Source organism: Variovorax sp. P2_H12 (genome assembly GCF_056403395.1).
In genome coordinates this window covers 1-24,457 of record NZ_JBFUFO010000060.1, presented here as the reverse complement: position 1 = coordinate 24,457, position 24,457 = coordinate 1, and the positions used below count along the sequence as shown (strand labels likewise).

General features: G+C 67.6%; 19 protein-coding genes and 2 riboswitches. Of the genes, 17 read left to right on the top strand and 2 right to left on the bottom strand.

Features of this window, described 5'->3' with window-relative positions; all coding sequences use genetic code 11:
- Positions 1–145 precede the first annotated feature (145 nt).
- Positions 146–407, top strand: a riboswitch (cobalamin riboswitch).
- A gap of 125 nt (positions 408–532) precedes the next feature.
- From AC1DYK_RS32365 to cobJ, 12 genes are all read left to right on the top strand, one after another.
- Positions 533–2,776, top strand: coding sequence for a TonB-dependent receptor (locus AC1DYK_RS32365; protein ID WP_478170027.1), 2,244 nt, complete (start codon positions 533–535; stop codon positions 2,774–2,776).
- A gap of 89 nt (positions 2,777–2,865) precedes the next feature.
- Positions 2,866–4,395, top strand: a complete 1,530-nt coding sequence (locus AC1DYK_RS32360; protein ID WP_478170026.1) for a PepSY domain-containing protein — start codon at positions 2,866–2,868, stop codon at positions 4,393–4,395.
- Positions 4,396–4,407: 12 nt separating this feature from the next.
- Positions 4,408–4,663, top strand: a riboswitch (cobalamin riboswitch).
- 181 nt (positions 4,664–4,844) lie between these two features.
- Positions 4,845–6,161, top strand: a complete 1,317-nt coding sequence (locus AC1DYK_RS32355) for a cobyrinate a,c-diamide synthase (RefSeq protein ID WP_478170025.1) — start codon at positions 4,845–4,847, stop codon at positions 6,159–6,161.
- A 72-nt stretch (positions 6,162–6,233) separates the two neighbouring features.
- Positions 6,234–7,295: a cobalamin biosynthesis protein CobW gene (gene cobW / locus AC1DYK_RS32350; RefSeq protein ID WP_478170064.1), complete on the top strand. Its 1,062-nt coding sequence runs from the start codon at positions 6,234–6,236 to the stop codon at positions 7,293–7,295.
- A 20-nt stretch (positions 7,296–7,315) separates the two neighbouring features.
- Positions 7,316–11,170, top strand: a complete 3,855-nt coding sequence (gene cobN / locus AC1DYK_RS32345; protein WP_478170024.1) for a cobaltochelatase subunit CobN — start codon at positions 7,316–7,318, stop codon at positions 11,168–11,170.
- Positions 11,170–12,264 (top strand): magnesium chelatase ATPase subunit I, encoded by a 1,095-nt coding sequence (locus AC1DYK_RS32340; protein ID WP_478170023.1) that lies wholly within the window; start codon positions 11,170–11,172, stop codon positions 12,262–12,264. Before cobN ends, AC1DYK_RS32340 begins: the two co-directional genes overlap by 1 nt.
- A 125-nt stretch (positions 12,265–12,389) precedes the next feature.
- Positions 12,390–12,944, top strand: coding sequence for a vWA domain-containing protein (locus AC1DYK_RS32335; RefSeq protein ID WP_478170022.1), 555 nt, complete (start codon positions 12,390–12,392; stop codon positions 12,942–12,944).
- A 21-nt stretch (positions 12,945–12,965) separates the two neighbouring features.
- Positions 12,966–13,379, top strand: a complete 414-nt coding sequence (locus AC1DYK_RS32330) for a DUF1636 family protein (protein WP_478170021.1) — start codon at positions 12,966–12,968, stop codon at positions 13,377–13,379.
- Positions 13,376–14,590 carry a hypothetical protein gene (locus AC1DYK_RS32325; RefSeq protein ID WP_478170020.1) on the top strand — a complete coding sequence of 405 codons (1,215 nt, stop codon included), beginning with the start codon at positions 13,376–13,378 and terminating at the stop codon, positions 14,588–14,590. Before AC1DYK_RS32330 ends, AC1DYK_RS32325 begins: the two co-directional genes overlap by 4 nt.
- Positions 14,590–15,216, top strand: a complete 627-nt coding sequence (locus AC1DYK_RS32320) for a precorrin-8X methylmutase (protein ID WP_478170019.1) — start codon at positions 14,590–14,592, stop codon at positions 15,214–15,216. Before AC1DYK_RS32325 ends, AC1DYK_RS32320 begins: the two co-directional genes overlap by 1 nt.
- Positions 15,213–15,944: a precorrin-2 C(20)-methyltransferase gene (locus AC1DYK_RS32315; RefSeq protein ID WP_478170018.1), complete on the top strand. Its 732-nt coding sequence runs from the start codon at positions 15,213–15,215 to the stop codon at positions 15,942–15,944. The genes AC1DYK_RS32320 and AC1DYK_RS32315 overlap by 4 nt, the downstream gene beginning before the upstream one ends.
- Positions 15,945–16,002: 58 nt before the next feature.
- On the top strand, positions 16,003–16,818 hold the full coding sequence (gene cobJ, locus AC1DYK_RS32310; RefSeq protein ID WP_478170017.1) for a precorrin-3B C(17)-methyltransferase: 816 nt from the start codon (positions 16,003–16,005) through the stop codon (positions 16,816–16,818).
- On the opposite strand, the gene AC1DYK_RS32305 is transcribed toward cobJ, so the two are convergent.
- Complete coding sequence (locus AC1DYK_RS32305; RefSeq protein ID WP_478170016.1) at positions 16,779–17,552, bottom strand: cobalt-precorrin-6A reductase; 774 nt, start codon at positions 17,550–17,552, stop codon at positions 16,779–16,781. The genes cobJ and AC1DYK_RS32305 overlap by 40 nt on opposite strands.
- Here AC1DYK_RS32305 and cbiE point away from each other — a divergent pair.
- The 5 genes from cbiE to cobF all read left to right on the top strand — a co-directional run bounded on the left by cbiE (position 17,551) and on the right by cobF (position 21,558).
- A complete protein-coding gene (gene cbiE / locus AC1DYK_RS32300) occupies positions 17,551–18,762 on the top strand; it encodes a precorrin-6y C5,15-methyltransferase (decarboxylating) subunit CbiE (protein ID WP_478170015.1) in 1,212 nt (403 codons plus the stop codon). The genes AC1DYK_RS32305 and cbiE overlap by 2 nt on opposite strands.
- The gene (locus tag AC1DYK_RS32295; protein WP_478170014.1) at positions 18,744–19,175 is read left to right on the top strand and encodes a cobalamin biosynthesis protein; all 432 of its coding nucleotides are present in this window, start codon (positions 18,744–18,746) and stop codon (positions 19,173–19,175) included. The genes cbiE and AC1DYK_RS32295 overlap by 19 nt, the downstream gene beginning before the upstream one ends.
- On the top strand, positions 19,172–19,954 hold the full coding sequence (gene cobM, locus AC1DYK_RS32290) for a precorrin-4 C(11)-methyltransferase (protein ID WP_478170013.1): 783 nt from the start codon (positions 19,172–19,174) through the stop codon (positions 19,952–19,954). The genes AC1DYK_RS32295 and cobM overlap by 4 nt, the downstream gene beginning before the upstream one ends.
- 79 nt (positions 19,955–20,033) lie before the next feature.
- Complete coding sequence (locus AC1DYK_RS32285) at positions 20,034–20,720, top strand: energy-coupling factor ABC transporter permease (protein WP_478170012.1); 687 nt, start codon at positions 20,034–20,036, stop codon at positions 20,718–20,720.
- A 34-nt stretch (positions 20,721–20,754) separates the two neighbouring features.
- Complete coding sequence (gene cobF / locus AC1DYK_RS32280) at positions 20,755–21,558, top strand: precorrin-6A synthase (deacetylating) (protein WP_478170011.1); 804 nt, start codon at positions 20,755–20,757, stop codon at positions 21,556–21,558.
- Between the two features lie 174 nt (positions 21,559–21,732).
- Here the strand turns inward: cobF and AC1DYK_RS32275 are convergent, their stop codons facing one another.
- On the bottom strand, positions 21,733–23,826 hold the full coding sequence (locus AC1DYK_RS32275; RefSeq protein ID WP_478170010.1) for a hypothetical protein: 2,094 nt from the start codon (positions 23,824–23,826) through the stop codon (positions 21,733–21,735).
- Between the last annotated feature and the right edge of the window lie 631 nt (positions 23,827–24,457).

Below are 24,457 nucleotides of genomic sequence, written 5' to 3'. Positions count from 1 at the left end.
GCTGGCCAGTGGAAGTATCTGTACCGGATGCACGGCTTCAAGTCATTCCGATCCGCGCGAGCGCTGATTGCCGGCATCGAGACGGCGCCCCGTCGGCGCTTCCTATAATCCGCCCCGACGGTAGATCGCTCCTTGCTGGAGCGATCTCCGCCACGGTTCGAAGGTGCCCCCCATGCCGGAAATGGTTTGGGAGGTTAAACGGGAAGCAGGTGCGCGCGTCGATGACGCGCAATGCCTGCGCTGCCCCCGCAACGGTAAGCGGATAGAGAAGTTTCGAGTGAGCACCTGCGGGTGTTCGCAGCCACTGCGCTCGAGTCGAGCGTGGGAAGGCGAGGCTTCTGTTGTTGTGCGCAAGCGCATGACAGCAACCCGCGAGCCCGGATACCGGCCTTCGCAATCGCCTTCGGACGCTGCGGGAGTGCGTTTGTCCGGGCTGCTCGGCACCTGCGTGCCGGGTTGGCATCGGCTCGTGCAATTGCAGCGTGTGTCTCTTTGAACAGCCCAGCGGGAATGCGGGCTAGAGGAACAGCATATGCGCAAGCCTGCCGAGCTCGGGGCCTGGACCCGGGTTTCAGGTCCTTTCACGACCCAACACATCACGATCCCGGGCCTTGTCGCTCTGCTCGCCAGCACCTCGGCGCTGGCGCAAGTGAGCTTGCGACCCGTCGAGGTGACGGCCACCCTGCAGGATCAGGCGCCGGCGCTTCAGGCAACAACCGAAGTTGCCGGCAGGCTGGGCCTGAGCGTCATGGAAACGCCGGCTTCGGTCGAGGTGATCAGCCAGGAAACCATGGAACGGCGTGGCGCACGGACTTTCGAGGAGGCCTTGCGCGGCGGCGTGGGCATCACTGCCGGTGGAGCGCCCGGATCGCCATCGGTGATCTCGACGCGCGGCTTCACCGGCGGCTTCATCACCTATCTGTTCGACGGCGATCGCATTGCGGTGCCGACGATGGTGAGCCGGACCCAGGACACCTGGAACTATGAGCGCATCGAAGTCCTGAAGGGCCCCTCTTCGGTGCTCTACGGTGAAGGCGCCATCGGCGCGGCCATCAACTTCGTGACCAAGCGACCCGACCGCAACAACCCTGGGGCCGAGGCCATGCTTTCCTATGGAAGCTTCGGCACGGCCAGGGCCGGCGTCGGCCTGGGCGCCAACGTGGGCGAGGCCAGCGCTTTCCGACTGGACTACAGCCATCAGCAGACCGATGGGTACATCGACCGCAACAAGCAGCGCTACGACAACCTCACCATGGGCTTCAGCACGGCATTGACGCGTGAGCTCACGCTCGATCTGTCGATGGACTACGCCAGGGACAGTGCGCTGTCCTATCAGGGCACGCCGCTGGTGCCGCGCGCCTATGCGCTCCAGCCGACGGACATCGTCAGCGACGCCGGCGGGCGAGTGGTCGATCGCGGCATCGCGTTTCGCAACTACAACTTCGACGATGCCGAGATGAGTGCGGACAGCCTCTGGACGCGCGCCAAGCTCAGCTGGCAGATCGCGCCGGAATGGAAGCTGCGCAACCAGCTTTCCTACTACACGGCGGACAGGACGTGGCGCAATGCGGAGTCCTATGCCTTCGCCACCCCGCGCCGCATCGTGCGCGACCTGGTCGGCATCACCCACGACCACCAGATCCTGACGGATCGGCTCGATCTCACGAACACGTCGCCGATCGGGGGAATGAAGAACCGGTTCGTGGGGGGGCTTGAATACACGAAGACCGACTTTTCTTCCAACCGCGACTTCTCCAACGGATCGACCGCAGCCAACAATGCGCTCTCAGTGAGCGAGTTCGCCACCATCCCGGGACGCTACGGCGTCTTTGCCGCGAACCCCGCCCTGTTCGCGGGTGCCGGCAATCGCACGATCTTCGACGCACGGATTCCCACGGGTTCGATCTTCATGGAAGATGCCCTGTCGGTCAGCGACCGATGGACCCTCGTGGGCGGCCTGCGGCAGGACTACGTGAAGCTGGAGCGCCAGAACATGGACCTCAACACCGGGGCCCGGGCATCGTTCACGCAGAGGTACAAGCCCACATCGGCGCGTCTGGGCGTGGTTTTCGCAATTGACCCCGACACCTCGGTCTATGCCCAGTACTCGAACGCAAGTGCGCCGGTCGGTACGGGCAACCTCCTGCTGCTCTCGGCGACCAACGCCGCCTTCAGCCTCTCGACGGGCAAGCAGCTGGAGCTCGGCCTCAAGCAGTCGGCGCTGGAGGGCCGCCTCGACTACACGCTGGCGGCCTACAGGATCGAACTCGACAATGTGCTGTCGCGCGATTTCAGCAACCCGACGCTCACGGTCAACAGCGGCAAGCAGTCCGCGCAGGGCCTGGAACTCGCCGCGGCCTGGAAGGCGACACGCGAGCTGACACTGAGCGGCAATCTCGCATGGGTCGATGCGCAATTCGACAGCCTCATCGAGGCCGGCAACGTCTCGCGCGCGGGCAACACCCCGCCGAACGTGCCGGGCGCGGTTGCCAACCTCTGGGCCGACTACAAGGTGCCGGGATGGCCGCTGCGCATCGGTGGCGGCGTCAACCGAACCGGCTACGCCTACGCCAACAACGCCAACACGGTCCGCATGAACGGGTTCACGACTGCGACCGCCTATGCGACCTGGAGCCTGCAGAAGGGCGAAATCACCTTTCGCGTGCGCAACCTGACCGACGAGCTCTACGCCTTTTGGAGCGGCGCCAATTCGAACAATCAGGTCATGATCGGGGCGCCGCGCAGCTTCGAAGTCAGCTACCGGGCGGCCTTCTGATGAGCGCGCGCGGGGGAGCTGTCGCTGCATTCAGGCCACGGCGCCATGGCTTCGCCTGATCCGCATCCGACAACGCCGGTGGCGCGGGCATGAAGCGCGCACTGGTCTTCATCCACAAGTGGCTCGGCATCTCGCTGGCCTTGCTGTTCCTGATGTGGTTCGTCACCGGGATCGTGCTGTACTACGTGCCATTCCCGAATCTCTCGCAGGCCGAGCGGCGCGCGGGGTTGCAGCCTCTGGCGCTCGGCGCCGGTTGCTGCCTGACCGCCGAAGAGGCTGCCAGGCGGGCCGGCGTGAGCTTCACCGAGGCACGCCTGGGCATGGCCGAACCGGGAGAGCCGGTCTGGCGGCTCCTGGTCGATGCCGGGCAGGCGAAGGCCGCGCAGTGGCAAGCCCTCGATGCCCGCACCGGCACCGCGAAGGCGCCGCTCGGCGCCGTGCAGGCCATGAAGGTGGCCGAGTCCTTCAGCGGCCGACGCGCGCTTTCGGCCGAAGCGCTGGAGCGCGACCAATGGACGGTTCCGCAAGGCTTCGATCCATACCGTCCGCTCTTCAAGGTCAGCCTGGAAGGAGACGACGGTCTCGAACTGTACGTGTCGAGTACCGCCGCCGAAGTGGTGCGCGACACCCGCCGCAGCGAGCGGTTCTGGAACTGGATCGGTGCGGTCCCGCACTGGATCTATCCGACCGTGCTCCGGCAGTTTCCGCAAGCGTGGAACCAGGTGGTCGTCTGGCTGTCGATCCCTGGCGTGGTGCTGGCCGCGACCGGACTGGCGCTGGGCATCTCGCAGCTGTTCCTGAACCGAACGCGCTGGATTCCCTATCGCAAGTTCTGGATGCGTTGGCATCACATCGCGGGCCTGGTCGCCGCGGTGTTCACGCTCACCTGGATCTTCTCGGGCCTGATGTCGATGAATCCCTATGGCGTGTTCTCGTCACGCGGGCTATCGGCTTCCGAGCGCGAGCGCTGGCTCGGCCCCAGCCGGGACGCGGTCCTGGCGCCGCCGCTTGCCCTGGCTGCGGTCTCGGCCGGCGAGGCCGGTGCGCAGCCATTGGAACTGGAGCGGATTCGAGTCGACGCGCAGGTCTGGTATCGAATCCAGGGCACGGACCGGCGGTGGTGGGTGCGCGCGGACGATGCGAGCGCCGCATCGACATTGGATCCGGCACTGGATCCGGCGCTGCCTGATGCGCTGATGTCGGGCGTCCTGCGGCATCTGCGTGGTGCAGACACACCTGCGTCGAGCGTGGTGCGGATGGATCGCTACGACGATGTCTACTATGCGAAGAATCCACGCTCGGCCGAAGCCTCGGAGGGCCGGCCCTTGCCGGTCTGGCGCGCGCATTGGTCCGACGGCACGGACCTTTATGCCGATCCCGCCTCGGGCAGGGTGCTGTTGCGGGTCGACCGCTCGGGACGATGGCAGCGGTTCATGTACCAGGGATTGCACAGCCTCGACTTCGAGCCGCTGCGCGAACGACCTTGGTTGCGCGAGACGGTGGTGCTGATCCTGTCCGCCCTGGGCATCGCCTTGTGCATCACATCGTGCGTCATCGGCTGGCGCGCTCTGGTGCCCAAGGCGGCGGCGCGCAAGACAACCGGGCGGCGCACCCCATGAGCGGAGGTGTTCCGCTATGATCAGCCCGTTGGTGCTCGCTTCGTCTTTCCGGTCGAAGCAGTTCAACGGGAATCAGGAGGGGTGGTGCGGCAAGCCATCGCGCGCCCTAACCTGAGCTGCCCCCGCAACGGTAAGCGAACGTGAGCCCTCGTGCTCGCCGCTCGTGTCTATAACCCACTAGGTGCAATCCGCGCAATCGGTGCCGCCTGGGAAGGGAACACGGGTCGTCTTCGCCAGCCCGGATACCGGCCAACGAGGCGGCGCGCTGTGAGAACGGCGCGCCTTGTGGTGCGTACCTGCGGGGAAGCAGGTGAGCATGGCTGGCGCGGTATTTTCCCTATGACACGTATCCCGTTCAGGCGACATGGCCCTGGCTCACGCCGCTGTGCGGTGGCGTTCATGCGCGTTCATGCGCTGCGAGTGGCCGGCAGGCTGATGTGGGTCGAGGGATGATTGCACCCGCAGCCTTCAGCTGTCCCGCGCTGCTGGCCACGGCCCCGGCTTCGGGCCAAGGCAAGACCACCGTGACTGCCGCTTTGGCGCATTGGCATCGCAGCAAGGGCCGGCGCGTGCGCGTGTTCAAGACCGGGCCGGATTTTCTCGACCCCATGGTCCTCGAACGTGCCAGCGGCGCGCCGGTGCAGCAGCTCGACTTGTGGATGGGGGGGGAAGCGCACTGTGCCGAGCTCTTGCACAGTGCGGCTGCGCAGGCCGACCTGATCCTGGTCGAAGGCGCGATGGGGCTGCACGATGGAACGCCGTCGAGTGCCGATCTGGCGCTGCATTTCGGACTGCCGGTACTGGCCGTGATCGATGCATCGTCGATGGCGCAGACCTTTGGCGCAGTCGCCCACGGGCTGGCGACCTATCGCCCCGGCCTGCAGCTGGCGGGCGTGCTGGCCAATCGCGTGGGCAGCGCGGGCCATGCGCAGATGGTGCGCGAGAGCCTGCCGGCCGGCATGGCCTGGTACGGCGCGCTGCCGCGCGGCGGGCACTACGCGTTGCCATCGCGTCACCTCGGCCTCGTGCAGGCCGGCGAGGTGGACGACATCGCCGAGCGCATCGCAGCCGCCGCGCTTGCGCTTGCCGAGCACGGGGCGCTGCCGATGCCGCCGGCGGTGGAATTCCACGCGCCGCTGCGCTCGGCTTCGGATTCAGGTCTGCCCGTCTCGCTCGCCGGCGTCACCATCGCCATCGCGCAAGACGCCGCCTTTTCGTTCGTCTACTCCGCCAATCTCGACCTCCTGCGCACCCTGGGCGCGCAACTCAGCTTCTTTTCTCCGCTGGCCAACGAACCGGTGCCGCAAGGGGCGCACGCGCTGTACCTTCCGGGCGGCTACCCGGAACTGCACTTGCAGGCGCTGGCCGGCAATGCAGCGACGCGCGAATCCATCGCTGCGCACCATGCCGCGGGTCGCCCGATGGTCGCGGAGTGCGGCGGCATGCTGGTGCTGCTGGAGTCGCTGAGCGACGCTGCTGGCCACAAGGCGCCCATGCTGGGTTTGCTGCCCGGGCAGGGCGCGATGTCCGACCGGCTCGTCAACCTCGGCATGCACAGTCTGGCGCTGCCCGAAGGCGAGGTCCGCGGCCACACTTTTCATCACGCCCGCATCGACACGCGCGCGCCGGCTGCACTGCACACGCGGGCCCGGCGCCACCACGGCCAGGCCGAAGCGGTCTTCCGCCAGAAACGCCTTTTCGCGTCCTTCATGCATCTGTACTTTCCGAGCAACCCGGCGGCCATCGCCGCGTTGTTCAAGCCCTGATCGCGAGCTGGCAACGCCGCAGGCGACCCCACCGAACCACCACAGCCCATGCAAAACTCGACTCCCACGCCCATGCAAAGCCGCAAGATCCCCGCCACCATCGTCACCGGCTTCCTCGGCAGCGGCAAGACCACCCTGCTGCGCCACCTGTTGCAGAACGCCCAGGGCCGGCGCATCGCGGTCATCGTCAACGAGTTCGGCGAATTGGGCATCGACGGCGAGTTGCTGCGCGGCTGCGGCATCGGCTGCGACGAGACCGGGGCGTCGGACGGCCAGTTGTTCGAGCTGGCCAACGGCTGCCTGTGCTGCACCGTGCAGGAAGAGTTTGCGCCGGTGATGGAGCAACTGGCCGCGCGGCGCGATCAGATCGATCACCTGGTCATCGAGACCTCGGGCCTGGCCTTGCCCAAGCCCCTGGTGCAGGCCTTCCAGTGGCCGGCGCTGCGCAATGCCTTCACGGTGGACGCGGTGATCACGGTGGTGGATGCACCGGCCGTCGCCGCCGGCCGCTTCGCGGACGACCCGCTGGCGGTGGACGCCCAGCGTCGCGCCGACGAGAACCTCGACCACGATTCGCCCTTGTCGGAGTTGTTCGAAGACCAGCTGGCGACGGCCGACCTGGTGGTCGTGCACAAGACGGATGGGCTCGACACGGCGACGCTGGCCGGCGTGGAGGCTGTCATCCGCGCCGAGACCGCGACAGGCGCGAAGCTGGTGCATGCGCAGCATGGACGCATCGACCTGGGTGTGCTGCTGGGCATGGAGCGTGCGGTGGAGGATGCGATCGACCAGCGCAGGACTCACCACGACGAGGAGGAAGACCACGACCACGACGCCTTCGACTCGGTCTCGGTGACCCTGCAGGTCCCTGACCGCGGCCGCTTGCTGGCCGCCTTGCAGAGTCTGGTCGAGCGCCACGAGATCTATCGGGCCAAAGGCTTCGTTGCACTGCCCGGCGCAGCGATGCGGCTGGTGGTGCAAGGCGTCGGCACGCGCTTCGACAGCTACTTCGACCGGCCCTGGCGCGCCGACGAGGCTCGGCAGACGCGCCTGGTGCTGATCGGGGCAGGCCTCGATGTGGCGGCCTTGCAAGCCGAACTGGACGCGACGCTGGGCGTGGCCGCGGTGGCCTGACGCGTCACCGAAAGCCCTTCATGCATCTGCTGTCCACCCGCCCTGGCGGCCACGTCGAAGACGGCGGCCAAGGCGTCGTGCGCGTGGCGCAGACGCCCGCCTCGGTGGTCGTGCTCAGCGCCGCCGACACCACCCTGTCGCTGCTCGCCGACGCAGCCGGGCAGATGGGCGCCGACTATCCCAGCGTGCGCCTGGCCAACCTGATGTGGCTTCGACAGCCGGCTTCCGTGGACATGTATGTCGACGACGTGCTGCGCCATGCCCGCGTGGTGGTGATCGACCATCTGGGTACCCCGAGCGACTGGGCCTACCTGGTGGAGCGCGCCATGTCCTCGGCAGCCGAACGCGGTCAATGGCTGGCGATATTCTCGGGCGACGCCTTCGAAGACATGCAGCTGCTCATGCGCAGCAGCGCGCCGCACGACGATTGCCGCCATCTTTGGCGCTGCCTGCGCGAAGGAGGGCTCGACAATGCGATGGCCTTCTTCTCGCTGATCGGGCATGCGGCGTTCGGGCTGGGCAGCCGGCCGGCGCAGCCGGTGCCCCTGCCTTCGGCCGTGCGCTATCGGCCGCCGGAGGCCGCCGGCCGCACCACGTGGAGGGCAGGCGCGCCGGTGGCGCTGCTGCTGTTCTACCGCGCCCATCTGCAGGCGGGCAACACGGCGGTGTTCGACGCCATGCTGGAAGCGCTGTCGGCCGCCGACCTCAACGCGCTGGCACTCGCCGTGGATTCGCTCAAGAACCCCGACTGCCACGCCGCGGTGCAGGCCCTGGTCGCGGAACACCGCGTGGCGATCGTGCTGAACGCAACCAGCTTCGCGGTGGCGTCGATCGACGGCCGCGACGATGGGAGCGCAGGCGACGGCGACATGTCGCTCGCCACGCTGGCCGGGGACGCCCCCGTGCTGCAGCTCATCACCGCCGGCGGCACGCAGGAGCAATGGCTGGCCGACCCGCACGGCCTCGCGCCGCGCGATCTGGCCATGCAGGTGGTACTGCCCGAGGTGGATGGGCGCATCCTCACGCGCGCCATCAGTTTCAAGGGCATGGCCCGGCGCTGCGAGCACACCGAACTCGACGTGCTTCGCTACCAGGCCGAGCCTGGCCGAATGGCCTTCGTGGCCGAACTGGCACGCCGCTGGTGCGTGCTGCGCGACAAGCCCAACGCCGACAAGCGGATCGCGCTGATCCTGGCCAACTACCCGATCGACGATTCGCGCATCGCCAATGGCGTCGGCCTGGACACGCCGGCGTCGACCGTGGCCGTGTTGCAGGAACTGCGGGCCGCGGGGTACCTGACCGGCGATCTGCCCGCCAGCGGCGACGCCCTGATCGCAGCCCTGTTGCGCGGCATCACCAACAACCGCGACGCCAATGACGCCCGGCCCGCCGCCCAGAGCCTCTCCCTGGCCGACTACCTGGAAGATTTCAATCAATTGCCCGCCGACAGCAAGGCGGCGGTCAACGCCCTGTGGGGCGCGCCCGAGCAAGAGCCGACGCTGCGCAGCGGGCGCTTCACGATTGCCGGCCTGCGCTTCGGTCACGTCTTCGTCGGCATCCAGCCAGCGCGCGGGCGTGCCGTGGACCTGGCGGCCACCTACCACGACGCGGACCTGGTGCCGCCCCACCACTACCTGGCCTTCTACTTCTGGCTGCGCCGCGCCTTCGCGGTCGACGCGATGGTGCATGTGGGCACGCACGGCAATCTCGAGTGGCTGCCGGGCAAGAGCGTGGCACTGAGCGAGGCGTGCTGGCCCGACGCCATCCTGGGCCCGCTGCCGCATCTCTATCCCTTCATCGTCAACGACCCGGGCGAAGGGAGCCAGGCCAAGCGGCGTACCCAGGCCGTGATCATCGACCACCTGATGCCGGCGATGACGCGCGCCGAGACCTATGGCCCGCTGCAGCAACTGGAGCGGCAGATGGACGAGTACTACGAAGCCCTGTCGCTCGACCCGCGACGCGCGCGGCTGCTGCGCGAGGACATCCTCGGGCGCACCGTGCGCGAAGGCTTGCACGAAGAACTGGGTTTCGCGCGGCCGACCGACGAGAGCGCCCGGGAGAGCCTGTTGAAGGGGCTGGACGCCTATCTTTGCGAGATCAAGGAATCCCAGATTCGCGACGGCTTGCATGTTCTGGGGCGTTCGCCGCAAGGCCGCCAGCGCATCGACACGCTGCTGGCGCTGACGCGTTTTCCGGGCGGCACGGCCGCCAGTCAGAAGAGCCTGCTGGTCGCACTGGCGCAAGACCTTGGCGTGGAGGGCGCGGACGGCTTCAGCGCGTTGGGGCCGGACTGGGCCGCGCCGTGGCAAGGTCCGCGTCCGAAGGTGTTGCAAGCGCTCAGTGCCGAGGCATGGCGCCACGCCGGCCACACGCGCGAGCGGCTGGAACGGCTGGCCGCGCGCCTGGTGGCGGAGCAGGCGGTGTCCGGCGACACCCGGGCGGGCGCTGCGCATGATGCCTTCGATGTCCATGCCTGGCCGCATGCGGCACCGGTGCTGCAGCGCCTGAAGGAGGTGCTGGCCCCCCGCCTCGATGCCTGCGGCCCTCAGGAGATGACGCAATTGCTGCGCGGCCTGGCCGGACGCTTCGTGCCCCCTGGCCCGAGCGGCGCGCCGTCGCGCGGTCGGCCCGATGTGCTGCCCACGGGACGCAATTTCTACAGCGTCGACACCCGTGCCGTGCCCACGCCCACGGCCTACGCCATGGGTGCGGCCGCGGCGGAAAGACTGGTCGAGCGGCACCTGCAAGACCACGGCGCGATGCCTGGCGAGGTGGGCTTGTCCGTCTGGGGCACCAGCACCATGCGCACCGGCGGCGAAGACGTGGCGCAGGCGTTCGCGCTGCTGGGCGTGCGGCCGAAGTGGGCCGACGGCAGCGCGCGCGTGATCGACATCGAAGTGCTGCCGATGGCCATCCGCCATCGGCCGCGTGTGGACGTGACCCTGCGCGTGTCGGGATTCTTCCGCGATGCCTTTCCCAACGTGATCGACCTCTTCGACACTGCCGTGCGCGCCGTGGCCGCGATCAGCGAAGACGATGAATCCGACGAGGTGAACCCGATCCGTGCCCGCGTTCGGCGCGAAGCCGCCGAGGCCCTGGCGGCCGGCCAACCCGTCGACCAGGCGCAGCGCCAGGCCACGTGGCGCGTGTTCGGCCCGCGCCCCGGCGGCTACGGCGTGGGCGTGCAGGAGGTGTTGGACAGCGGTCGATGGCAACACGGCGCCGACATCGCCCAGGCCTATCTGCAGGCCGGTGCCTTCGCCTATGGGCAGGGCGAACACGGTGTTGCCGCGCGCGCCTCGTTCGAGCAACGTCTGGGGCAACTCGATGCGGTGCTGCACAACCAGGACAACCGCGAGCACGACGTGCTCGACGCTGCCGATCACGCGCAGTTCCAGGGCGGGATGGCGGCCGCCGTGGCGCATCTTGCGGGCGCACCGGCTGCGCTCTACCACGGCGATTTCAGCGTGCCGGGGTCGCCGCGTATCCGCAGCTTGCGCGAAGAGGTCGCGCGTGTGGTGCGCGCGCGGGCTGTCAACCCGAAGTGGCTGGACGGCGTGCGGCGGCACGGCTACAAGGGCGCGGCGGAGATCGCCACGACCGTGGACAACCTGTTCGCGTACAGCGCCACCACGGGCGTGGTCGGCGACCACCAGTACGCGCTGGTGGCCGATGCCTACCTGCACGACGACAAGACGCGCGAGTTCCTGCAGCGGCACAACCCGCTGGCCTTGCGCAGCATTGGCGAACGCCTGCTGGACGCCATGCGGCGCGGCTTGTGGCAAGAGGCCGGCGACCACCGCGAACGCATCGAACACCACCTTCTGGCGCTGGAGCGCCGGCTCGAGGAACACGGCGAAGGGCCGCTCTGATGACACCCCATTCCACCGAAGCGATCGCCGGCCCGAGGCTCGAGGCCGCCAGTCGAACGACCTTCCCCTTCAGTGCGCTGATCGGTCAACCCATGCTGCAACGCGCGCTGTTGCTCGCGGCCATCGATCCCGGTATCGGCGGCGTGCTCATCAGCGGACCGCGCGGCACCGCGAAGTCGACCGCGGCGCGGGCCTTGGCCGCGTTGCTTCCGCCTACGCCCGCTTCATCGGCTGCGCCCTTCGTCACCTTGCCGCTGTCCGCCACCGTCGAGCAGTTGGTGGGAACGCTGAACGTCGAGGACGTGCTCCGCGATGGGCGGCTGCGCCTGGCACCGGGCCTCTTGACGCGTGCCCACCATGGCGTGCTGTACGTCGATGAAGTCAACCTGCTGCCCGACGCGCTGGTCGACGCGTTGCTCGATGTCGCCGCCAGCGGCGTGAACACCGTCGAGCGCGACGGCATTTCACAGCAGCACGCCGCGCGCTTCGTGCTGGTCGGAACCATGAATCCCGAGGAAGGCGAACTGCGCCCCCAGTTGCTGGATCGTTTCGGCCTGTCGGTGGCGCTGGCCAACCCGAGCGAAACCGGGCAGCGGATGGCGATCGTGCGCGCGCGTTTGCGCTTCGACGAAGACCCGCTCGGGGTGGCCGAAGCACATGCCGGTGAACAGGCCCGCCTGGCTGCGGCGGTCGTTGCCGCCAGCGCCGGGCTGGCGCGCCTGGCGTGGTCGGATGCCGTGCTGCAGCGTGCTGCGGAATGCGCGCTCGCGGCTGGCGTGGACGGCATGCGGGCCGACCTGGTGATGCTGAGAGCGGCGCGTGCGCTCGCTGCTTTCGAGGGTCGCACCGAAGTCACGACGGACGATGTCGATGCGGTGGCGGAACTGGCATTGGCCCATCGACGGGAGGAGGGCAGGAGCAGCCCGGCGCCAGAGCCGAAAGCCGACATGCGGCAGGCGGCGCCGATGTCCGCCGGTAGTTCCGCACCATCCGCCAACAGTTCCCCCATGGGCGACTGGGGCGCGCTGCCGCCGATTCCCGAAGCCACTGCCCGCGTGCTGCCCGAAGGAGGGTGGCCCGCAAAAAAAGCGTGAGCCACCGCAGCCGCCTCATGCGCGCCGGGCGCGGAGGTCTGCGGTGGCTGAATCCAGGTCGGCCGCCATTGCTGGCGCCGCCTGCACATCCGGATGCCGGGCCTTCGCGGGCTGCCATCGCATGGTTGCCCACCCTGCTGGCCAAGGGCCCGCAGCCTTTGCAAGGCGGGCATCTGCGCTACAGCCAGCGCTCTGTGCAACCGGCGCGCCTGCACCTGATCGTGCTCGACACCTCCGGCTCGATGCGCCAGCGCGGGCGACTGGCGCTGGCCAAGGGGCACGCCACCTGGCTGATCGAGCAGGCAGCGCGCGCCGGCGACAGCGTGGCCATGCTGAGCTTCGGCGGTCAGGGCGTCGAGCTGCGGCTGCCGCCCGGGCGGGCGCGCGCGTCTTGCAGGGAAAAGGTTCGCGCGCTGGGCGGTGGCGGGGGCACGCCGCTGGCGCATGCCCTGGCACAGGCCGACAAGGTGCTGCGCCGCGCCGAGCGTCGCGACGGCCCGGCGGAATCCTGGCTCTGGCTGCTGACCGATGGCCGGACGCTGGAGCAACCGGCGGCACCCGAGGCCCCGCGGCATGTCGTCATCGTCGATTTCGACGAACCCGCGCGCGCCATCGGCCGCTGCGCCGCCTGGGCGCAGCGCTGGGGCGCGGAACATCGCCTCGCCAGCCGACCCGAGTGACCCCACGAAAAAAGCAGAACCATGTCCCACGCAGCTCACCCAGCGCCCACCGCACCCGTCACCGAAGTCATCGTCTGCACCACCTGCCGACCTGCGGATGCGTCGCGCGATGTGCCGGCGGCCGGCCAGATCCTGCTGGACAACGTGCGGATGCTGCAGTGCGAAGACCGCCGTTCCGGCGTGCAGGTGCGCGGCATCGCCTGCATGAGCGGTTGCTCGAGGGCCTGCACGGTGGCGTTGCAAGCGGCCGGCAAGCCCACCTACTTCTTCGGCGATCTGCTTGCCGATCCCGAAACGGCGGCCCAGGTCCTGGCGTGTGCCGGCCTGCACGCGCGCAGCGTCGACGGCGCGCTGCCGCGCAGCCAGCGCCCCGAGCGCCTGCGCAGCGGCATTCTCGCCAAGCTGCCGCCGTTCCTGCCGGCTGTGGTCGCATGACACTGCTCGATCCTTCCGAAGCGGACTCGCACGCCGTGTCGACCGGACTGCGCCCTGCCGCCAAGGGCTGGTGCCCCGGCGCGCATCGCGCCATGGTTTCCGGCGATGGCTTGCTGGTGCGCGTCCGGCCGCAGCTGGCGCGCTTGACGAGCGAGCAGGCCCTGGGGCTGTGCGAGCTGGCCCGGCGCCAGGGCTCCGGGCTCATCGACCTGACCCATCGCGCCAACCTGCAGTTGCGTGGCGTGAAGCCGGACGACCACGGCGCGGTGGTCGATGCACTCTGCGCCCTGGGCCTGGCAGATGCGGACGCCACGCGAGAAACCTGGCCGCCGGTTCTCGTGGCGCCTTGCTGGCAAGCGGGCGATGACACCGAAGGCATCGCCACGGAATTGTTGTCGCGCCTGAACGAACTGCCCGCGCTGCCGCCCAAGTTCGGGTTCGCAGTGGATGCGGGGCCGGCGCCGGTCCTGGCTGCGGCCCCAGCCGACGTGCGCATCGAGCGGGCCCGCTCGGGTGGCCTGCTGGTTCGCGCCGACGGCGCCGCGGCCGGACATCGCGTGTCCCGCGCCGGGGCGGTGGATGCGGCACTTGCGATGGCCGACTGGTTTGCGGCGACGGCCAAGGGGGTCGAACCGGCATCGCGGCGGATGCGTCGCCATCAACAGATCTTCAGTTGGGCCGACGGCCCGCAGCCGCTCGAACCCGCGGCCGCCTCGGCCTCGCTGCCCGCACCCGGCATGTCCTCGCTTGGACCGGTCTACGGCGTGCCTTTCGGACAGATCGAGGCTGCGGCCCTCGCCACGCTGCTGCGCGACAGCGGCGCCGTGGGGCTGCGCCTGACGCCGCATCGCGCCCTGGTCCTGGAAGGGGGCCGGTGGTGCGATGCCAGGGCCTTCATCACCGTGGCCGGCGATCCCTTGCTGCGCGTCGATGCCTGCCCCGGCGCGCCCGCGTGTGCCTCGGCGACGGTGGCCACCCATGCGGTCGCCCGCGCACTCGCTTCGGGGCTGGATGCGGCGGGCACCGGTGCACCCCGCAGCCTGCACGTGTCCGGCTGCGCCAAGGGTTGCGCACGTGCGCGCCCGGCCGATGCCACCTTGGTGGGCCGCAACGGCGCCTTCGATCTCGTGCGCAGCGGCTGCGCCTGGGACGCGCCCGTGCAGACCCGACTGTCCCCTGAAGCCTTGTGCTCACTCATCGGAATGCCCTGATGCACGTCTTTGAAACCGATGGCGCGGAAATCTACCGTCGCTCTTTCGCCATGATCCGGGCCGAGGCCGATCTCTCGCGCTTCGATGCCGACGACGAGCCCGTCGCGGTGCGCATGATCCACGCGGCCGGCCTGATCGGGCTGGAAGCGCAGCTGCGCTTCCAGCCCGGCTTCACGCGCGCGGCACGGGCGGCGCTGGCGGCCGGTGCACCCATCCTGTGCGATGCACGCATGGTCAGCGAGGGCGTGACCCGCTCGCGCATGCCGGGCGGCAACGCGGTGGTGTGCACCTTGCACGACCCGGAGGTGCCCGGTCTGGCTGCGGCCATGTCGACCACCCGCTCTGCCGCCGCGCTGGAACTGTGGCGACCTCGGCTGCAGGGCGCCGTGGTGGCCATCGGCAATGCACCGACGGCCTTGTTCCATCTGCTGAACATGCTGCAGGATCCGGCCTGCCCGCGGCCCGCGGCGATCATCGGTTGTCCGGTCGGCTTCGTCGGCGCGGCGGAATCGAAAGACGCGCTGTGGGCCGAACAGCCTGTGCCCTGCTGCATCGTGGCCGGGCGCCTGGGCGGCAGCGCCATCACGGTGGCGGCGATCAACGCGCTGGGGAGTCGTCTGGAATGAACCCGCGCGGCACCCTGTACGGACTGGGCCTGGGCCCCGGGGATCCGGACCTGATGACCGTGCGCGCGCACCGCCTGTTGCAGCGCGCGACCCATGTCGCCTACTTCCGCAAGGCCGGCCGGCCCGGGCAGGCGCGCCGCATCGTGGACGATCTGCTGCCCGAAGCGGTGACGGAACACGCGATGGAATACCCCGTCACCACCGAGATCCCGGTGGACGATCCGGCCTACAACCAACTGCTGTCCGCCTTCTATGCCGAGTGCGCGGCGCAGCTGCGGGCGCTGTCGGACGCCGGCCACGACGTGGTTGTTCTGTGCGAGGGCGATCCGTTCTTCTATGGCTCGTTCATGCACCTCTACACCCGGCTGATCGAGACCCACCCGGTGCAGGTGGTGCCGGCGATCACCGGCATGTCGGGTGCATGGACGGCCACCGGCCAGCCCATCACCTGGGGCGACGACGTGTTGACCGTGCTGATGGGCACGCTGCCCGAAGCGCGGCTGGCGCGCCACATGGCCGACAGCGAGGCGCTGGTCGTGATGAAGATCGGTCGCCACATCGACAAGGTGCGCCGTGCATTGACGACGGCGGGTCGACTGCAAGACGCCTGGCTGGTCGAGTTCGCCACCATGCCGGGTCAGAAGGTGATGCGGCTTGCGGAGGCCGAAGGCCGCGTCGCGCCCTACTTTTCGATCGTGCTGGTGCATGGGCAGGGACGGCGGCCATGAGCGCCGCCCGGCCGCCCGAAGGCGCTCGCACCGCAGTGCGCAGCACGGAGGTCGCCTGATGAGCCTGGCGACGAACGCGGCCACGGTGCCGACGCATGCAGCGGGCTGGCTGGTCATCGCCGGGCTCGGCCCGGGCGCCGATGGCTGCGTGACACCCGAGGTGAGCGCGGCCCTGGCCGATGCGACCGACGTGGTCGGCTACATCCCCTACGTGGCCCGGGTGGCGCCGCGCGCCGGACTCAGGCTGCACGCGAGCGACAACCGCGTCGAGCTGGAACGCGCCGCCCACGCGCTGCGCCTGGCCGCCGAAGGCCGGCGCGTGGTGGTGGTGTCGTCGGGCGACCCGGGTGTGTTCGCGATGGCCTCCGCGGTGTTCGAGGCGGCGGAGGCGGGCGATGCTGCATGGCGCCTGCTGGACGTGCGCGTGTTGCCCGGGATCACCGCGATGCTGGCTGCCGCCGCGCGCGCCGGAGCGCCGCTGGGCCACGACTTCTGCGCCATCAACCTGTCGGACAACCTGAAGCCCTGGGCCTTGGTGGAACGCCGTCTGCGGCTGGCGGTGCAGGCCGATTTCGCGATCGCCTTCTACAACCCGCGTTCCGTGTCCCGCCCGAGCGGCTTCGCCCGAACGCTGGCCGTCCTGCGCGAGGCCTGCGGCGCGGCGGGAAGCCCGGCGCGTCCGGTGATCTTCGCCCGTGCCGTGTCCACGCCCGACGAGACCATCCGCGTGGTCGCGCTGCAAGATGCACAACCAGAAATGGCCGACATGCGCACCGTCGTCATCGTCGGCTCCAGCCTGACGCGGGTCATTGCCCGCGAGGGCCGACCCTGGGTCTACACGCCGCGCTCGGCGCCGCGCGAGGTGGCCGCATGATGCGCTGCCTCCAGCCACTGCAGCACCTCGGCCACGCGTGTCACTTCCTGTCGCGCGGGCAGCGGTGGCCGCGCCACCATCACGATCGGCAGTTCGAGCTCGCGGGCCGCGTGCAGCTTGGCCTCTGCACCGGTGCCGCCGGCGTTCTTGCAGACCAGGACGTCCACGCGCTGCGCGCGCAGCAGGGCGACGTCGCCCTTCAGGTCGAAGGGCCCGCGCGAGACGATGACCGTGTGTTGCGGCAAGGGCGGCCGCAGCTCGGGCAGGTCGACCAGCCGCAGGATGTAGTGATGCTGCGGCTGTGCCGCGAAAGCGGACAGGTGCATGCGGCCCAAGGCCAGCATCACGCGCCGCGGCGGCCCGCTCAGCGCGGCGACGGCCGCGGGCAGGTCGGGCACGGGCTGCCAGCGGTCGCCGGGGCCTGCCTGCCAGCCGGGGCGAGTCAAGGCCAGCAAGGGCAGGCCGCACTCCGCGCAAGCCGCGACCGCGTTCGCGCTCATGCGCGCGGCGAAGGGATGGGTGGCGTCCACGACGTGCGTCACCTGCTCTTCGCGCAGATGGCGCACCAGGCCGTTCACGCCGCCGAAGCCACCCACGCGCACGGCGATGGGCTGCGCCTTGGGCTGGGCCACCCGGCCGGCATAGGACAGCACGGCGCGTTCGCCCCTTTCGGCGAGCGCCCGCGCCAGCGCGCTCGCTTCGAGCGTGCCGCCCAGGACCAGGACATTGCGCATGGCTGAATTCACTGAAGTTACCCCATGGTTGACGATCATCGGGCTCGGCGAAGACGGGTGGAAGGGCCTGCCTTCCGCCAGCCGCGCAGCACTCGATGCGGCCGAACTGGTGGCCGGCAGCGCCCGGCATCTGGCGTTGTTGCCCGGTCTGCGCGCCGAGCGGCTCGAATGGCCGGTGCCGTTCGCCGATGGCATCCCGATCCTACTGGCACAGCGCGGTCGCCGCGTGGCGATGCTGGCCTCCGGCGACCCGTTCTGGTTCGGTGCGGGCAGCTCGGTGACGCGCCATCTCGGCGCGCACGAATGGTATGCCTTGCCCGCTGCATCGACATTCGGCCTGGCGGCTGCGCGCCTGGGTTGGCCGCTGGAGCACTTGACCTGCCTGGGTCTGCACGCGGCGCCGCTGGCGCGTCTGCGACCGCACCTGCACACGGGCGAGCGGCTACTGCTGCTGCTGCGTGACGGTGCCGCAGTAGCGGCGCTCGCGCGCTACCTCGTCGACAACGATTTCGGCGCCAGCGCGATGAGCGTGCTCGAAGCACTGGGCGGCCCGCACGAGCGGCGGCGCGACGTCGCTGCGTCCGCCTTCGACCTGGCCGATGTGCGGCATCCGGTGGCCGTGGCCTTGCAGGTGGCCGGAACGGGCATGGCCATGCCGTGCAGCACGGGCCTGCCGGACGACGCATTTGCACACGACGGCCAGCTCACGAAGCAGAAGGTGCGTGCCCTGGCGCTGTGCGCCCTGGCACCGCGGCCCGGCGAGCGGCTGTGGGACATCGGTGCGGGCTCCGGGTCGATCGGCATCGAATGGCTGCTGGCGCATCCGAGGTGCGAGGCCGTGGCCATCGAGGGCGACCCCGAACGCGCGATGCGGCTGCGTGCCAACGCCGACCGGCTGGGCGTCGATCGGCTCGCATTGGTGACAGGCAGCGCCCCCGAAGCCTTGGCCGGCCTGCCGCCGCCGGATGCGGTCTTCATCGGCGGCGGCCTCAGCGACGCGATGCTGGCGCAGCTGTGGCGCTTGCTTCCGCAAGGCTGCCGCGTGGTGGCCCATGCAGTGACACTGGAATCCGAAGCGCTGCTGAGCGACTGGCACGCGCGCGCCGGCGGCAGCCTGACACGCATCGAGCTGGCGGAGGCCGCGCCATTGGGGACGCGGCGCGCCTGGCGCGCTTCCTACCCGATCGTGCAATGGAGTGCGACGCGATGATGGTGGCGGGCTTCGGTTTCAGAAGCGGCGCGACGCTGGCATCGCTGCGCGACGCCTTGGCGCACGCGGCCGCGGCCTTGCAACCCACGGTGCCGACGCAGTCGATTGCCTTGCTCGCCACTGCGCAAGACAAGGCCGACGCACCGTGCCTGCGTGCGCTGGCCGAGGAGCTGGGTGTGCCGGTGTGCGCCGTGGAGGCTGCGCGGATGAACGCCACCGTCACCCTGACCGACCACGCCACGGTGCGTGTGCTGCGCGGCAGCGGCAGCACCGCGGAGGCCGCGGCCCTGGCGGCAGCCCTGATGCATGGCGGTCCGGGCGCAGCGTTGCTTCATCCACGCGTGGTGTCGACCGACCGCCTCGCCACCTGCGCGATCGCCGCGTGCACACAACAACCGGAGTTTCGACCATGACCATCCACTTCATCGGCGCCGGTCCCGGTGCGCCAGACCTGTTGACCCTGCGCGGGCGCGACCTGATCGGCCGCTGCCCTGTCTGCCTCTATGCCGGCTCGCTGGTGCCCGAAGAAATCCTGGCGCACTGTCCACCCGGCGCGCGCATCGTCAACACCGCGCCACTCGATCTCGATGCCATCGTCGCCGAATTCGTCGCCGCCCATGCGGCAGGGCAGGACGTGGCGCGGCTGCATTCGGGCGATCTGTCCGTGTGGTCGGCGATGGGCGAGCAATTGCGCCGTCTGCGGGCCGTCGGCATCCCCTACACAGTCACGCCCGGCGTGCCCTCGTTCGCCGCCGCGGCGGCCGCGCTGGGTGCCGAACTCACGCTGCCGGGCCTGGCGCAGTCGGTTGTGCTGACGCGCACATCCGGCCGCGCGTCGCCCATGCCCTCGTGCGAGACCTTGGCTGGCTTCGCCGCCACCGGAGCCACGCTCGCCTTGCACCTGTCCATCCACAAGCTGGACGAGGTCGTTGCAGAGCTGCTGCCGTTCTACGGCGCCGCGTGTCCGGTGGCCGTGGTCTATCGCGCAAGTTGGCCGGACGAGCAGATCTTCCGCGCGACCTTGGCCACCATCGAGGCGACGATGGGCGAGGGCGTGGAACGCACCGCGCTGATACTCGTCGGCCCTGCACTGGCCGCGGAAGGCTTCGCCGAAAGCCGCCTCTATGCTGGCGACTACGACCGGAGGTTCCGGCCGACGCGCGCCGAACCGGGCAATTCGCCAACCGCCTGACATCACATTTCTCGTTCCCTCCCATCAACCCCCTCGCAGCTCCGCTGAGCGGACTGCACTCACCCTAAGGAGCCCCGCCATGCACATGGAACCCGGAATCGTCGACGGCAGCAAGATCCTGCTGTCCTATGCCACGGCGAGCGCCTGCGCGCTCTATGCAGTGAAGCTGTCCCTGAACCACATTCGCGAGGAGGGTGCGGGCTCGCTGCTGCTGCGCAGCGTGCTCGCCGCCATGCTGGTCTTCGTCTTCTTCGAGGTGTTCCCGCACGCGCCGGTCGGGGTGTCCGAGGTTCACCTGATCCTGGGCTCGTCGCTGTTCCTGATTCTGGGCGCAGCGCCCACCGCCATCGGCCTGGCCGCGGGGCTGGCGCTGCAGAGCCTCTTCTTCGAGCCGAAAGACCTGCCGCAGTACGGCATGAACGTCACCACCTTGCTGGCCGCGCTGTTCGCCATGCAGGCGGTGGCCAAGCGGGTGCTGCCGGCCAAGCTTCCCTACGTCGAGCTGGGCTACGTGCATGTGCTCAAGATGTCGGTGGTGTTCCAGGGAGGGATCGTCGCCTGGGTGGCTTTCTGGACGATCTACGGCCGCGGCATCGGGGCAGAGACGCTGCAAGCCGTGGGCAGCTTCGGCGCCGCCTACATGACGGTCGTGCTGCTGGAGCCGCTGGTCGACCTGGCCGTGCTGGCAGCAGCCAAGGGGCTGCGCGGGCGGGCAGGGCAGGGCGGGTCGGTGCTGCTGACGCGGCGTCTGCACCACGCAGCCTGACCACGATCTGGCCGATTGCCGCGCAGGCCTGCTGATGGATGCCGTTTCCACGATCGAGCTCATGCTGATTGGCATCGGCACCGGCAATCCCGAGCATCTCACGCTCCAGGCCATCGGTGCGCTGAACCGCGCCGACCTCATCCTGATTCCGCGCAAGGGTGCCGACAAGGCCGAACTCGCCGAGTTGCGCCGCAAGGTCTGCGCGACGCATCTGAGCGGTCAGGCCCGACTGGTCGAGTTCGACCTGCCCGTGCGCGACATCGCCGCGCCCAGCTATCTCGACGGCGTGCACGAGTGGCACGCGGCCATTGCTGCCGTGTGGGCGGGGCAGATCGCCACATGCCTGCCTCATGGCGGTCGCGTGGCACTGCTGGTCTGGGGAGACCCCTCCCTCTACGACTCCAGCATGCGCATTGCCGAACGGTTGCAAACGGCTGGCATGGCGCTGCGGGTCGAGGTGATTCCCGGCCTGACCAGCGTTCAGTTGCTGACCGCCGCACACGCCATCCCGCTCAACACCCTGGGGGCCTCGGTGCTGATCACCACTGGACGTCAGTTGAGGGCCGGCGGCTGGCCGGCAGGCCTGGACACGGTCGTGGTCCTGCTCGACGGTGCCAGCGCTTTTCAGGTTCTACCCCCGGAAGGCATTGAGATCTATTGGGCAGCCTATCTCGGAATGCCGTGCCAGTTGCTTCTTGCCGGCCCTCTGGCAAGCACCGGACCACGCATCTCTGCGCTTCGCTCAGCAGCCCGCGAGGAGCACGGCTGGATCATGGACAGCTACCTTCTTCGACGGAGCGCGGTAGATCTCCCAGGTCCTGCCGGTTCGACGGATTGAACGCGCGGTGCTGGCGCGCGTCATCGGGTCGACGACGGCTTGCACCGTCTTGATCCGATCGACCTCGCGCACGTGATGGTGACTGCCTGGGCGAGCCGTCCTGCGCCGCGGACAGTCGTTCCGACACGAAATACGCAGCGGCGGCGCCTCAAGAGAACAGCCCGCGAAAGTCGATCACTTCATGAAATCAACCGGCACTGGGAAGCTCAGGTAGTTCTTTGTCAACTGCTTTTCCCTTTGTTGATTCGGATTGGCATTGACACACCAGTCCCCTGACTTGGGATGTACGCTTCCGTCTTTTTTGGTGACGCTGCAAGCCATGTTATTTTTGATTGAGGCCTTGTTGGTTGGGCAATTCGCCGAATCCATGCCCTCCGGACATGCAGCAAACTCCTCGTTGACGACAATGGAATACATGTTGTCGCTCATGTCCGTGAAACGCACCTTGATCGGATAGCTCGGCACGGTGCCCACCCGGAATCCCGCGATCTGGCTATTGGTCGGCATGGTGACGTCCTGCTTGTCCTTGCTGCAATTCGGATCAACTGCATCCTGATTCAGCGCACAGACGCCGTACTTTTTAATCAACGGCGTGCTCGCGCCGACAATCGGAGGCGGCGGCACGCCAATTGCCAGTGAGAAGCCGTTCGAATAGTTGAACTGCTTTCCATTTTCAAGGCCATTGGGTCCGCCCACGGTAAAGATCAACCCGTCGCCCAGTTCACTCATGAACCCGACCGCATCGTCGACGGAAAATGCGTAGGCATTCATCTGGAGGTCGTCATGAATTAAGCCGACATAGGGATTGAACATCAGCTTGGGGTCGCTCTTGACAGCAGTCGTCTGATAATTGTATTGCAAATCGTGGATGTACATCGGCTGGACGATTGCATGGGTCAAACCCCCGGCCACGGTATCAGCCAACTTGTTCGCATCGGCACCGCATCCCTCGTTGAAGGGAACCCAGCCGTAGATGTGCGTGATCGCATCCCAATAGTTGAACGTGGGCTTTTCAGGCGTGCTTCCCTTGCAGCTTCCGCCCGCATACAACTGCAAGTAATTCTTGTGGTTCTGCTCGAAGAAATCCTTCACCTTGCCGAATTTTGTCTTCATATCATCCGGGCAAGTAAAGGTCTCCGTCACGTATTGACTGATATCCTCGCTGCCCCAGGAGGCACAGGAACCCCACAGATTCTGAATGCGCTGAACTGCGTTGCCGAAATGAAGGTTCTTCTTCTCGTCGTCACTGCAAAGCCCATCGATACACTTCTTCACGGTGAGTACAGGCGGGTTACCCGTTGAAGGCTTGACCGGCACGTTGTCTTCGGCAGGCAAGACGCCTGCACGCTGCGCAAAAATATTGTATCCGCCGGGGAATTTCAATTTATTCAAGTTATAGACAGGCCATCCCGCGCCGGCATCGCTTCCCAAAAACGTAGCGAGGGCGGTTGCAAAGTTGCTCAGAACCTGAGTCGAACCGCTGTAGCCGATATAGGGATTGCTCTTCGGTCCGATGGCGATTGGCAGATAAACGTGATCCACATAGGAAATGTTGTATCCCACGTTATCGGGCTTGAGTAGCCTTGTCGTCTGACCATCCGGAATGATGGAATCACCGAAGGTATATTCGGACAACTGGGCATAGATATTCTCGGGAAATTGAATGTCGCTGGCGTAGACACTCAATTGACAGTCGGTATTCTTCCCTTGACAACTGACGCCAGCGGGGAAATTCTGCAATTTTTGATCGGGCGCGTTCCGCAGCCTTTCATTGCTGTCGGCCAGCACGACACGTCCGCCATTCCACCACGTAATATAGGAATCGGTTGCCAGCTCGCTGTACAACGGAAGCGTCACGACGATGGAGGAGTTTGCCGGGATGCCGATGCCTTCATTCACATACAATTTGTAGACAGATTTTGTCGGATACAGCTTTTCGCTGACGCGGAAGCATCCTTGCACCCATTCGTTGACGTCGTTCTTGCTGGTCGACAGCACCGGGAAAATCGCCTTCTCGGAATTGTTGTAAATGGTGATTGTCTTTGGCTTGATCGCCACTTCTTTTCCAGCAGAGTCTTTGCAAACAATGTCGTTGGAGGCAGGGGCAGCGGGAGGTGTAGGCGCGACCATCGCGGTAGCAAGCGAGTTGGAATTGTTGTTCCCGCCACCACCGCAGGCAGCCACGGCAAGCACAAGCAGGAAGGCGCCGACGCGCGATGCGCATGCGGGAAGGCCCCGGCTTCCCATTTGTTGAATATATGAGTTCATTTGCTCTCTTTTTAAAAAGTCAGGCTGAAAATTCGAAACCGGCCTCGTCGGTGCTACTGAAAATAAAGGGAGGCCAGCCGAAAGGAACCTGGCGTCAGCCACAGCCAGTGCAGATCACCGATTCGTTCGGCTGCCGATCTCGCGTGGCTGCTCGTCGAGTGTTCTGTGAACATGCTTGGCTCGTTCGTCTTCATTCCGTTTGTGCGTTTCGGGCATCGCGCTCGAATTTTGAGGCAGTGGTGTGCTTGGCGACGCAATTTATTGCGTTTGAAACACAAGCTTGGGTCGCGGGAAGCGCAAGGCAGAGCCCCGGTGGCGGCCGCCGTTTCGCCTCACCTTTGCCTGGATTGCTGACGAAGGTCATCAGGCGACGCGGGAGTTGCCTAGGCAAGCCATGGCATCAACTCGGCGGCGACAGGCCAGCGGAAATGTGCCTTGCAGTCGCCCGGGGCATGAGAAATGCCCTTGAGTATCAATGGATCTGTCAAGGCCAAGTTCAGATGTCGCATTCCTGGCTAAGTTGAAATGTCGCTTTTCTGGCTTCATCTGATGGGTTCCGACGAACGCCGTGACTGCCTTGCCTCTGCACCACAGGTCCTGTCAGCCGAAGGCCGGAGCGATCGGTTAGTTT